This is a genomic window from Kutzneria viridogrisea DSM 43870, assembly GCF_000525635.1.
GTDB classification, from domain to species: domain Bacteria; phylum Actinomycetota; class Actinomycetes; order Mycobacteriales; family Pseudonocardiaceae; genus Kutzneria; species Kutzneria viridogrisea.
On sequence record NZ_CP007155.1, the window covers coordinates 2172694 to 2184319 of the forward strand.

Annotated in this window: 10 protein-coding genes; 4 read left to right on the forward strand and 6 right to left on the reverse strand. The window is 70.9% G+C overall.

Going from position 1 to position 11626, the window contains the following annotated elements:
- Positions 1-38 precede the first annotated feature (38 nt).
- Positions 39-635, forward strand: a complete 597-nt coding sequence (locus KALB_RS43755; protein ID WP_025355561.1) for a BAR domain-containing protein — start codon at positions 39-41, stop codon at positions 633-635.
- Between the two features lie 557 nt (positions 636-1192).
- On the opposite strand, the gene KALB_RS09895 is transcribed toward KALB_RS43755, so the two are convergent.
- On the reverse strand, positions 1193-2638 hold the full coding sequence (locus KALB_RS09895; RefSeq protein WP_025355562.1) for an NAD(P)/FAD-dependent oxidoreductase: 1446 nt from the start codon (positions 2636-2638) through the stop codon (positions 1193-1195).
- Between the two features lie 118 nt (positions 2639-2756).
- Between KALB_RS09895 and KALB_RS09900 the strand changes: the two genes are divergently transcribed.
- A complete protein-coding gene (locus tag KALB_RS09900; RefSeq protein WP_025355563.1) occupies positions 2757-3497 on the forward strand; it encodes a polysaccharide deacetylase family protein in 741 nt (246 codons plus the stop codon).
- Here KALB_RS09900 and KALB_RS09905 read toward each other — a convergent pair.
- Positions 3457-4527 (reverse strand): sensor histidine kinase, encoded by a 1071-nt coding sequence (locus tag KALB_RS09905; RefSeq protein ID WP_025355564.1) that lies wholly within the window; start codon positions 4525-4527, stop codon positions 3457-3459. The two genes, KALB_RS09900 and KALB_RS09905, sit on opposite strands and share 41 nt — an antisense overlap.
- A gap of 22 nt (positions 4528-4549) precedes the next feature.
- Here KALB_RS09905 and KALB_RS09910 point away from each other — a divergent pair, with 22 nt between their 5' ends.
- Positions 4550-5158 carry a response regulator transcription factor gene (locus KALB_RS09910; RefSeq protein WP_025355565.1) on the forward strand — a complete coding sequence of 203 codons (609 nt, stop codon included), beginning with the start codon at positions 4550-4552 and terminating at the stop codon, positions 5156-5158.
- Positions 5159-5181: 23 nt separating this feature from the next.
- Here KALB_RS09910 and KALB_RS09915 read toward each other — a convergent pair whose 3' ends face one another.
- The 3 genes from KALB_RS09915 to pknB form a co-directional block, all read right to left on the reverse strand.
- Positions 5182-6660: an SPFH domain-containing protein gene (locus tag KALB_RS09915; RefSeq protein WP_025355566.1), complete on the reverse strand. Its 1479-nt coding sequence runs from the start codon at positions 6658-6660 to the stop codon at positions 5182-5184.
- A gap of 164 nt (positions 6661-6824) precedes the next feature.
- The gene (locus tag KALB_RS09920) at positions 6825-7031 is read right to left on the reverse strand and encodes an NfeD C-terminal domain-containing protein (RefSeq protein WP_025355567.1); all 207 of its coding nucleotides are present in this window, start codon (positions 7029-7031) and stop codon (positions 6825-6827) included.
- A gap of 176 nt (positions 7032-7207) precedes the next feature.
- On the reverse strand, positions 7208-9232 hold the full coding sequence (pknB, locus tag KALB_RS09925; RefSeq protein WP_268872241.1) for a Stk1 family PASTA domain-containing Ser/Thr kinase: 2025 nt from the start codon (positions 9230-9232) through the stop codon (positions 7208-7210).
- A 76-nt stretch (positions 9233-9308) separates the two neighbouring features.
- Here pknB and KALB_RS09930 point away from each other — a divergent pair, with 76 nt between their 5' ends.
- Positions 9309-9674, forward strand: coding sequence for an Rv2175c family DNA-binding protein (locus tag KALB_RS09930; RefSeq protein ID WP_025355569.1), 366 nt, complete (start codon positions 9309-9311; stop codon positions 9672-9674).
- A gap of 111 nt (positions 9675-9785) precedes the next feature.
- Here KALB_RS09930 and KALB_RS09935 read toward each other — a convergent pair whose 3' ends face one another.
- Positions 9786-11489: a carbamoyltransferase C-terminal domain-containing protein gene (locus KALB_RS09935; protein WP_025355570.1), complete on the reverse strand. Its 1704-nt coding sequence runs from the start codon at positions 11487-11489 to the stop codon at positions 9786-9788.
- Between the last annotated feature and the right edge of the window lie 137 nt (positions 11490-11626).

The window sequence follows — 11626 nt, forward strand, 5'->3', positions numbered from 1 at the left end:
GTAGCCTCACGACGCGAATGTCCTGATGAGGGGGAATTGTGAAGATCGGCAAGAGATTCGTCGCGTCCGTGCTGCTGGCTGGGGCCGTGCTGACCGCGACCGGTGCACCGGCCGTCGCGCTCACCGAGCAGGCGACCACCGCCAGCGACCCGGCCCAGGAGACGGCGCGCACCGCCCGCAAGCTCAACGCCGCGGGCCAGCAGGCGAAGGCCGACGCGCGCGTGGCCAAGCAGAAGGCCGAGGACGCCACCACGCCCGAGCAGGCCAAGGCGGCCATCGAGGCGGCGAACAAGGCCAAGGCCGACGCCCAGAAGATGCTCGACGACGCCCAGGTGTTCCTGGACCAGCCGGGCAGCGTCCCCGGTATGACCCACGACGTGCGGATCCTCGTCGGCCAGGGCATGGCCCAGGCCGGCGACGCGCAGGCGATCGCCGACGAGGCCGTGGACATTGCCACGCCGAAGTTGGTCGTGCCGACCACGGCGCCGGTGACCTCCTCGCCGGTGACCAGCGCCCCGGCGACCTCGGCCCCGGCCACCGCGCCGACCACCAAGCCCGCGACCGCCCCCGAGCAGCAGGTCAAGGTCAAGCCGGTCGGCGGCGTCGCCACCGGTGGCGGCGGCACCCAGCACTGACCCCCAGCCCGCGAGTCCCGCTCTGCGGGGCGCGAATCCCGCTGTGGGGATCGTGAGTCCCGCTGGGCGGCGGGCGTCCCGCTCTGAGGCGCGTGAGTCTCGCTATGGGGCGGGCGTCCCGTTCTGCGAGGCGTGAGTCTCGCTGTGGGGTGGGCGAGTCCCGTTGTCTGGCGGGCGAGTCTCGCTCTGTGGGGCGTGAGTCCCGTTCTGCGATGCGCGAGTCCCGTTGCCGGGTGGGCGAGTCCCGCGCTGAGGCGCGCGAGTCCCGTTGTGTGGGGCGTGAGTCCCGTTCCCAGCCAGGTGAGTCCCGCTGCGTGACAGTGAGTTCCGCTGTCCTGTGTGTGAGTCCCGCTGTCCCGTGACCGGGGGCAGCGGGACTCGCGCTCGCCTGGACGGGACTCGTCGTCGTGTGGGCGGGGCTCGCGCTCACCTGGGCGGGACTCGTCGTCCGCTCGGCGGGACACGGGTTCGCCGGAGCGGGACTCACTGCCGTGTGGCCGAGAGTCGTCGGCTGCTGGGCGTAGTTCACGTTCGCCCGGGCGGGACTCGCCGTCGTGTCAGCGGGACTCGTCGCCCCCAGAACGGGACTCGTCGCCCCCAGGGCGGGACTCGCGCTCCCCTGAGCGGGACTCGTCCCCCGTAGGGCGGGGCTCGGTGGGGTGGAGGATTGCGTGCTCGGCGGGGGTGAGGGGTGGGTGCGCCAGCGGGGGACCGGCCGGTCCGAGCAGCGCCTCCCAGATCACCCGCGCGGTGATCGCCTCACGGGTCGGTACCGACAGCGTGAACACGTCGAGCCGCGCCTTGTTCAGGGCGGGGCGGGTCGGGCTGCTGCGGGTCATCCGGTCGGCGAAGCGGTAGCGCAGGCGGGTGAGCAGGTCGACCGGCTGGTTCTCCAGGATGCCGACCAGGCGCGTGTCCACCTCGGTCGCGACCTGCCAGGCGTCCAGCCCGGCCTTGGTCACGTCCTGCTGGATCGCGTGCGCGCCGACCCCGTGGCGCAGACCTTCCCGCACTGCCAGTGCATTGCGGGCGGCGACAGTCATGCCGTGCCCGTACACGGGGTTGTACTCGCAGGCGGCGTCGCCGATCACGACGAAGCACTCCGGCCACCGGCTGAGCTGGTCGTAGCGCAGCCTGCGGTTGGCCGCGATCCGGAAGCCGAACGGGTCGCCGAGCGGCTCGGCGCGGCGCATCAACTGCCCCAGCAGGGGATGGCTCAGCCCGTCCGCGTACTCGGTGAAGCCCCTGGCGTCCACTGGCGGCTCGTCGTCACGCACCCCGGTCAACGTGAAAAGCCACTGCTCGTCCTCGACGGGCAGCAGCACCCCGCTGCGCAGCCTGCGGTCCACGTTCGGGTCGGGTGCGATGAACACCGCGGCGAACTCGCTGCCCCGTGGGGCGCGGAAGACCCTGCTGGAGTAGAAGATCCCCGGCCCCTGTGCCTCCTGGGTCACCGCGGGTAGCCCCAGCGCGGCCAGCCAGGTAGCCGTGGCCGACCCGCGCCCGGTCGCGTCCACGACGAAGTCCGCGTGCACCTGGGCGAACTCCCCGCTGGCCCGGTCCCGCACCCGCGCGCCGGTGATCCGGGTCGCGTCACCGAGCAGGCCCACCACCTCGGTGCCCTCCAGGAACTCCACCCCGGACAGTTGACGCCGAATGGTCCAGTCCAGCAGCGCACGGGTCGTGCCGATCACGAACTGCAGCTCGGGGTCCCGCGGCCGCCACCCACCAGGCATGTACGACAGCAGTCGGTTGGGCACGCCGATGTACTGGGCGCCCGCCGCCAGCAGCCGGTCCAGCGTGCCGGGCAGCAACTGCTCGATCGTGCGCACCCCGCCCGACATGAGGGTGTGCGTGTGCTTGCCCTGCGGAACGCCCTTGCGGTGCCTGGGGCCGTCCGGGTAGCGGTCGCGCTCCACGACCGTGACCTGCGTGCAGTGCACGCCGAGTGCGGCGGCGGCCAGCGTGCCCGCGAGTCCGCCTCCCAGGACCAGACCGCGCAACGACGTTCCCCTCGGCAGTGGCTTGCCCCTTCGGGCAGCGGTGGCGCCCGTCATTGTGCCGCAGGTACTAGTACCTCCGCCGCTTCCTCGCGGGGGCGGGCACGGGAAAGCTGCCCGCATGCGCTCGTTCCCGCGGCCACGCCGTCTGCTGATCGTGCTCGGCGTGCTCCTCGTGCTGCTCCCGTTGTCGGCCTTCGGCCTGCTGCGACTGGCCAGCGCGCGCACCTTCCAGTTCTTCGGTGGGCTCACCAGCCGGGTCGACACCGCTGAGAAGGTCCTCGCGCTGACCTTCGACGACGGACCGGATCCCGTTGGCGCGCAACCGATGCTGGACACACTGGCGAGCAGGGGAGTGCACGGCACGTTCTACCTGATCGGCCGCGACCTGGCTGCGCACCCCGAACTGGGCAGGGCCATCGCCCAGGCCGGTCACGAGATCGGCAACCACACCTACTCGCACCAGCGCATGGTGCTGGTGAGCCCGCAGTTCGTCGCTGAGGAGGTGGAACGCACCGACGAGCTGATCCGGCGCACCGGCTACACCGGCGAGATCACCTTCCGGCCGCCCAACGGCAAGAAGCTGCTCGCGCTGCCCTACTACCTGCACGAGCACGACCGCCGAACGATCACCTGGGACGTGGAGCCCAACTCCTACCCGGAGGTCGACCGCAGCGCCTCGGCGATCACCGACTACACCGTGAACCACGTGACGCCCGGTTCGATCGTGCTGCTGCACGGCATGTACCAGGGCCGCGAGCAGACCCGTGCCGCCCTCGGGCCGATCATCGACCAGTTGCGGGCCCGCGGCTACCGGTTCGTCACCGTCTCGCAGTTGCTGGCACTGGGATCCGAGCGGTGACGCGCCAGCCGCCGTCCACCGGTCCGCAGTCCAGTTCGCCACCGCTGGCGCTGAGCTGGCCGGCCAGGCTGGACAGGCCGTAACCGGTGCGCGCCAGCGACTTGCGGCCCGCGGTGTTGCTGGCGTCGACCAGCACCGAGTCCGCCGAGGCGATGATCCGCACGCGCAGCACGGCTCCGGGACCGGCGTGCCGCAACGCGTTGGTCGCCGACTCGGCCACGACGCGCTCGGCGAGTTCGCGTGCCGGGGCGTCGAGACCGGCCAGAGCGGTGAGTGGGTCGCCGTCGAGCACGAGTCCGGCGGAGGTGAGCAGGCGCAACACCTCGGGCAGGTCACAGGGGTCAGCCGGTGCCCCGTCCTCGTGCAGTTCGCGCACGGCCTCGCGGACCTGGCTCAACGCCGCGCGACCGGCCGTGAGGATCGTGTCCAGTCGCGCGCGATCTGCCTCGCTGAGTTCACCGACCGCGCGCAGGGCCTCGGCGTGCACCAGCATCACCGTGGTGGTCTGCGCCATGGTGTCGTGCAACCGGCGTGCGGCGCGCTCGCGCTGTTCGGCGGCACGGTAGCGGGCGAGTTCGCCGCGCTCGGCCAGGTGCCTGCGGCGTTCCAGGCCCATCGCCCACGCGACACCGGCCACCACCACGGTGAGCAGCGTGCCCTCCACGGGACCCTTCGTGGGCACCATGACCAATCCGACCGCCACGGCCGCAACCCCGCACAGCCACCAGCGCACCGCACGGTGCGGCGAACCCTGCGCGGAGTAGAGCGCGAGCAGCACGGGCACGTAGCCGAGGTTGCGGGGCAGGCCGATCAGCAGCTGGGCGACCGTCGCGGCGGTGACCACGGCGAGCACCACGCCGGGCGCGCGTCGGCGGAGCAGCAGCGGGAGCACCTGGGCCGCGCCGAGCAGCAGCTCGGGCCAGCCCTGGCCGGGGGACCACACGCCGCCCACCCAGAGCAGCAGGCCGACCAGCGCGGTCAGCCCCAGGTCGACCGGGGTCACCGAGTTCGCGGCCAGCCAGGTGCGCATGGCACGACAGTAGACTGGCCGGGTGATCCGGGTCCTGCTCGTCGACGACCAGGCGCTGGTCCGCGAGGGCATGGCGGTGATCCTCGGCGCGCAGCCGGACATCGAGGTGGTCGGCGGCTGCGAGAGCGGTCAGCAGCTGCTGGACTGGACCGGACCGGCACCGGACGTGGTGCTGCTGGACCTGTACCTGCCTGGCATGGACGGCTTGCGGACCCTGCGCCTGCTGCGCGCGGCGGGCGGCGGGCAACCGAAGGTGCTGATGGTGACCACGATCGGCCGACAGCGCGAGATCAGGCAGGCACTTGCCTTGGGTGCCAACGGGTTCGTGCTCAAGGACGCCACCGGCGAGGAGTTGGCGGCTGCCGTGCGCGGGGCGTGCCAGGGCATCACGGCGCTGAGCGGCTCCGCCGCGCGGGCGTTGACCAGTCAGCCCGCCGACCCGCTGACGCCGCGGGAGCGGGATGTCCTGGCGCTGCTGGGCGAGGGACTGTCCAACAAGGACATAGCGGGCCGGTTGGGGTTGGCCGAGCGCACGGTGAAGGTGCACCTGGGCAACCTGTTCGGCAAGCTCGGCGTGACCAGTCGCACCCAGGCCGCACTGCTGGCGAAGACGGTGCTCGGGACGCGCTGAGGACGCCCCGAGCACCGGCCGTCTCACTCGGACTTGGTCAGTTCGGTCAGGTCACCGAACGGCGAGGAACCGTTGTTCTCGCTGGAGGTCGTGCCGGTCTTGACCGCGTCCATCAGCTGGCGCGCGATGCCGAACCCGGCGCCGCCCAGGGACAGGGCCTTGGTGAACAGCTCGGACATGCCCTCGGCGCCGTTGAGCACCACCATGTTGTCCACGTTGCTGAAGGCGCCCGCGCCCGCGGCGACGATGGCCGGCCAGTTCTCCGCCAACTGTTGTGCCACAACGGCATCCTGGTTCTCGGCCAGCGCGGCGGCCCGCGCCTTGATCGCCTCGGCCTCGGCAAGACCCCTGGCCCGCGCGGCCTCGGCCTCGGCCAGGCCCTGTGCCCTGGCCGCCGCGGCCTCCGCCTCACCGGTGGCCTTGGTCGCCGAGGCCATGGCCTCACCGCGCGCCTTGGTCGCCTCGGCCTCGGCCAGTGCCGCGGCCTTCACCTGGGTGGCGTCGGCGGCGGCACGCAGCTCGGTCTCCTTGGCTTGGGCCTGGGCGCGGGCGATCTGCGCGTCGCGGTCGGCGTCGGCCAGGGTCCTGGTCTCGTACGCCTTGGCGTCAGCCGGCTTGCGAACCTGAGACTGGAGTCGCTGTTCGGACAGGTCCGCCTCCAACTGCGCGGCCCTGGTCTCCTGCACCACGACCTCCTGGCGCGCGGTGGCCTCGGCGAGCGGGCCCGCCTGCTTGGTCCGCGCGCTGGCCTGGTCGATCTCGGCCTGGTACGAGGCCTGCTTGATCTGGCTGTCCCGCCAGGCCGACGCCTTGTTCGCCGCCGCGATCTGCTCGGCCTCGGTGGCCTCCTGGTCGCGCTGCGCCTCGGCGATGCGGGCCGAGGCGGCCACCGCGGCCGCGTGCGGCTTGCCCAGGTTGGCGATGTAGCCCGACTCGTCGTCGATCTCCTGGATTTGCATGGAGTCCACGACCAGCCCGAGCTTGCTCATCTCGGTGGCCGAGGAACTGCGCACCTCGGCGGTCAGCCGCTCCCGGTCGCGGATGAGCTCCTCCACGGTCAGCGCGCCGATGATGGATCGCAGGTGACCGGCGAACACCGCGTGAATCCGAGTGTCCATCGCATTCTGCTGGTCCAGGAAGCGCCGTGCCGCGTTGGCGATCGAGACGAAGTCGTCGCCCACCTTGTAGATGACCGCGCCCTGCACCCGAACCGGGATGCCCTGCTTGGTCACGCAGGACACCGCGATCTCCGAGGACCTGGTGTCCAGGGAGAGCCTGCGGGCGGTCTGGAATCCCGGCAGGACCAGCGTGCCCTTGCCAGTGACGATCTTGAACCCGAGGCTGTCCGCCCCGAGCTCCTGGTTGTGCCCCTTGGTGCCCAGCCCCGAGATGATCATCGCCTCGTTGGGCTCGGCCACCCGCCACAGGATCCGCAGGATGATGAACAACGCCAGTACCGCCACTACGACGGCACCGGCGAGCACTAGTGCACTCGCGTCCATCCGTTGACGCCCCCTTCACGCGTGGGGCGCGGAGGTGCGCCCCACGACCTAGTCGTGGTTGCCGACCAGTCTTCCCGGCGCACCTTGGAGGGCTGACGCTATTCCTGCGTTCCCTTGATGTCGATGTCTCTTGACACACATTTAGGAAACGGCCGTGCAGCGGTTCAGGCCAGCGGGCGCCACCGCTGCACGTACACGGTCCGGGGCGGGTCGAAGTCCACGACGAGCACCTGCTCACCGCGCTCGATGACCTCGTTCGGCTCCACCGGGTGGGCGTAGAACGCCTCCGCCCCGCCGCGCACGGCGAGCATCACCTCGCCGACAAGCCCAGGTCCGATCCGACCTGTCACGCGACCCCGAGTGCCGATCATGGGGCGAGCATAGTGCGGTGTCCGGCATCCCGGGCCGGTGCTGCCGCGCCCAGGCGGCGCCTCCCCGCGCCGCCCCCGTGCCCCCGTACACCCAGTACGACGGCACGGGGGCGGCACGCCGATCCATCCACCTGGATCACGACATCACCCGACCCGGGCCTTGGACACCGCACTGGTCAGGGGAACACGTCCACGGCGACCTTCGTGCCCGGTTTGACCCGACTGCCCGCCCCGGGGTCCTGGCTGAACACGGTCGAGTCCGGTCGACGGAAGAAGCCGCGCACGTCGATCTCCAGGCCGAGCGCCTTGAGCGCCTTGCGCGCGTCCTCCGCCTTCTGGCCCCTCAGGTCCGGCACCGTCACCGCGTTGGAGGTGAACACGCCGACCCGCTTGCTGCCCCCGTTGGCGACCGTGGCCCCCGCGGCCGGACTGGTCTTGGTGACCTTGTCCTTGTCCACCTTGTCGGAGAACTCGGTGCCCGCGTCGAAGGGCTCGAACCCGGCCTGGGTCAGCGCCGCGAAGGCCTCGTCCCGCGACATGCCGACCACGCTGGGCACCTGCTTGGGGGCGGGTCCCTTGCTCAGCAACACCTTCACCGGCGCGCCCACGTCCAGCGGGGTGCCCGCGCTGGGGTCCAGGCCGAGCACCCTGCCCTGCGGCACGGAGTCGCTGTACCCGTCCTTGCTGGCGTCGCGGACCGCCTGCAACCCCTGGTCGGTGATCTGCTTGTCGGCGTCCGCGGGGTCCGCGCCCGCCTGCACGTTGGGCACGGTCGGACGGCCCTGGGACACCTGTAGTTCCACGTCCGAGCCGCGCTGCACCTGTTGCAGCTCACCGGGGCGCACGTCCAGCACGATGCCTGGCTTCGCGGTGTTGTTGCGCACCTTGGTCACGTGGAAGGTCAGGTTCGAGTCGCGCAGCCGCTGCTCGGCCACCGACTGCTCCAGGCCCTTGACCTGGGGCACCTGCGACCACTGGCCCGAGCCCAGCCACCAGGCCGTGGTGCCGATCGCCGCCGCGAGCAGCACGATGATCAGGATCCAGATGGTGAAGATCCGTCTGCTGCGGCTGCGCTGCTGGTGGTAGCGCTCGGCCGCCGACATCGGTGCGGGCCCCGCGGGCACCGGCTCGTGCCGTGCGGTGATCGCGTTGGCGTCCAGTTCCTCGCGGGACATGGCACGGGTGCCCTGCGGGCCGATCGGCGTCGGCCCGGTGGGGCGCGGTGTGGCCATGGTGATCGGCGCGATCTTCTCGGTGGGCGGCCCGTCGTCGCGCACCCGCATCGTGCTGTCGTCCAGTCGGACGTCGGCGGTGGCGGGCAGCGGCACGGCCATCGCCGGGATGCCCAGTGCGCCCGCGGTGCGCTGCAACTCGGCCAGCAGCGCGTCGGCGTCGGCCGGGCGGCCCGAGGGCTCGCGGCGGGTCGCGCGCAGCACCAGGTCGTCCAGCGCGGGCGGGATGCTGCCGGTGGCCGCCTCGCTCGGCGGCGGCACGTCGTCGTTCACGTGCCGGTACGCCACGGAGATCGCGTTGTCCCCGGTGTAGGGCGGGACCCCGGTGAGCAGTTCGTAGAGCAGGATGCCCGCGGAGTACACGTCGCTGCGGGCGTCTGAGGCACCGGTCGCCACCTGCTCCGGCGACAGGTAGGCCACCGTGCCCAGGATCATGGAGTCGCTGGTGGTGTTCGCGCTGGCCACCGCCCGCACCAGGCCGAAGTCGGCGACCTTGACCACGCCGCCGCGGCCGATCAGCACGTTCTCCGGCTTGACGTCCCGGTGCACCAGCCCGGCCCGGTGTGCCGCGCCCAGCGCCGAGAGCACCTGTTCCATGACGCTGACGGCCAGCGGCACCGGCAGGGCGCCGCGCTCGCGCAGCAGGTCGCGCAGGGTGCCCCCGGCGACCAGTTCCATCACCAGGAACACCCGCTCGCCCTCGGGGGAGTGGTCGACACCCTGGTCGTAGACCCCGACCACCCCGGGGTGGTGCAGCTGCGCCGCGGTGCGCGCCTCCCGGACGAACCGGTCGATGAAGGTCTGGTCACCGGCGAACCGCTCGTCCATGACCTTGATCGCCACGGATCGTTCCAGGCGCGTGTCCACGCCGCGGTACACCGCCGACATCCCACCCCGCGCGAGCAGGGCGTCGACGCGGTACCGCTGTTCCAGCAGCCCCCCGACGAGGCTCACGCTCTGGGTTCCCACGACACACGATGGTAGGCGAGGCGCCCGACGTGCCTGGGCAAGGCACCACAAACGGGGATGTGGCATCGTGGGCCAGGTGAGCGCCATCCCAGTTGCCGCCGACGTGTTGAACCCCGATCTGGAGGTCATGGCCCTGCCCGACGTCGCGGAGCGGCTCGGCCTGCCCGTGACGCGCGTGCACCAGTTGCTGCGCGACGGCCAGTTGCTCGCCGTGCGCCGCGAGGGCGTGCTGTACGTGCCCGCCTGCTTCCTCGGCGAGGAGGGGGTCGTGAAGGGGCTGCCCGGCACGATCACGGTGCTGCGGGACTCCGGCTACTCCCCGGACGAGATCCTGCGCTGGCTGTTCGAGGAGGACGAGACGCTGCCCGGCTCGCCCATCGAGGCACTGCGCGGCGACCGCGGCCGCGAGGTCAAGCGCCGCGCCCAGGCTCTGGCCTTCTGACACCCGGTTAGGGGTAGTGAGCACTCTCACCTGCGTTGATGGTGCTCACCACCCCTCCCGGGTGGGCACTGGTCCCCTGGCTGGAGGGCAGGTTGCCCGTCGGTACGCCATTCAGTCGTCCTCGGACACCTCCTGCACGAGCAGGTGCTCGATGGCCAGGTAGTTCAGGCCCGAGGAGTCGAAGACGTCCAGCGCCTGCTCAGGTGTCTCGACGATGGGGTATCCGTGCAGGTTGAACGAGGTGTTGAGCACACCGCCGATGCCGGTGTGCTCACGGAACAGTGAGATGAGCCGGTGGTAGGCCGGGTTGGCCTCGGCGGTCAGGATCTGCGGTCGGCAGGTGTGGTCGTGCGGATGGGTGGCAGCCGTGAGGTGCTTGTGCGCCGACAGCCTGACGTCGAAGGCGAGCGCCATGTACTCGGCGGGGCAGTCCGGGTGCGGGACGAGGTACTCGTCGGCGTGCTCGGCGAGGATCGTCGGTGCGAACGGCATCCAGAAGTCGCGCCGCTTGATCATGCGGTTGATGAGCGAGCACGCGTCGGGATCGCTGGCGTTGGCCAGGATCGACCGGTTGCCCAGTGCGCGGGCCCCGAACTCCATCCGCCCGGCGAACCGGGCGACGATCTGTCGATCGGCCAGCAGCAGCGCGCACTGCTCGTCGGGATCTGACATCTCGATGACCCGGACACGCTTGCGGAAGCTGTGATCGGCGACCGCCTTCTCGCATTCCTGCCTGGTGTAACCGGTGCCGAGGTAGAGGTGGGGCAGCGGCCGACCCTGTTCGGGCACACCGCCGAGCGACCAGGCCGCGCCGAAGGAATTGCTCTCGTCGCCCGCCGACGGGCAGAAGAACGCCGACCGGACCCCCGGTAGGTCGGCGATCCGATGGTTCAGCTTGACGTTCATGAAGATGCCGCCGGCCAGCGCGAGGTCGGTCACCCCGGTCGCCTCGACGACACGTGCCACCCAGCGGGTCACCAGGTTCTCGGTGAACATCTGCAATCCGGCCATCATGGCGTCGAACCGCCGGAACCGCATGGCCTTCTCGATCTCCGGGGCGAGCGCGGACACCGGCGTGGTGCCCGCGGTCCTGCGCCACAGCAGCGGCTGCTCGGGATGGAGTTCGAACAGGGACTCGAAGTAGTCGCAGACCTGCTTGGCGTGCCCGCTGTCCTCGGCGTACGGCGCCATGCCCATCAGCTTGTACTCGTGTTCCAGCGGGGTGAACCCGAGCAGATACGTGATGTAGCTGTAGATCGCGGCGATCGAGTCGTCCTTGGGCACGCTGGCGAGCCTGGTCAGCTCACCGCCGCGGCCGATGGAGACGGTGGCGCACAGCCCGTCGCCGTGACCGTCGTTGGTGATCACCAGGATGTTTCGGTCGAAGGTGCCGCGCGCGAAGTACGCCGTGGTGGCGTGGCAGGTGTGGTGGTCGACGAACTGGATCCGCTCGGCGGGGAAGCCGGCCTCGGTCAGCCGGGCGGACCGTAGCCGTTGCTGCTGTTGTTCGTTGTCCTCCGACTCCAGCGCACGCTGCCCGGACGGGTCGGTGAACATGCGGCCGTAGGTGGCCATCACGTCGGCGGCGTTGCGCATGTTGAGGTTGCGGAACTCCCGGGTGCTGAACGCCACCCGGTCCACGTCGGCCAGCTCGACACCGGCGGTCGCCAGCACCCGGCCGATCGCACGCTCCGGATAGCCGCCTCGGTTCTTCTCGTAGACCAGCCGCTCTTCCTGTATCGCGGCAACGACTTTCCCGTCGTCGACGAGGCAGGCCGACGCCGAGTGGCCGTCATGAATCCCCAGTACCTTCACCGTTCCCCCTGATGCTGTTTCGACTGGGCTGTAGGTGTTCATTTCGCTGCGATATCGTCACGGGCCGTGTCGCGGTGCGGTAGTGTGGTGACCGAGTACGCGGATTTCGTATGCACTCCGAAGTGACGAGAGGGATA

Excerpts from the sequence above, each read along its gene's own strand:
- KALB_RS09900 (WP_025355563.1), top strand. The coding sequence starts at position 2,757 with ATGCGCTCGTTCCCGCGGCCACGCCGTCTGCTGATCGTGCTCGGCGTG.
- KALB_RS09905 (WP_025355564.1), bottom strand. The coding sequence starts at position 4,527 with ATGCGCACCTGGCTGGCCGCGAACTCGGTGACCCCGGTCGACCTGGGG.
- KALB_RS09915 (WP_025355566.1), bottom strand. The coding sequence starts at position 6,660 with ATGGACGCGAGTGCACTAGTGCTCGCCGGTGCCGTCGTAGTGGCGGTA.
- KALB_RS09920 (WP_025355567.1), bottom strand. The coding sequence starts at position 7,031 with ATGATCGGCACTCGGGGTCGCGTGACAGGTCGGATCGGACCTGGGCTT.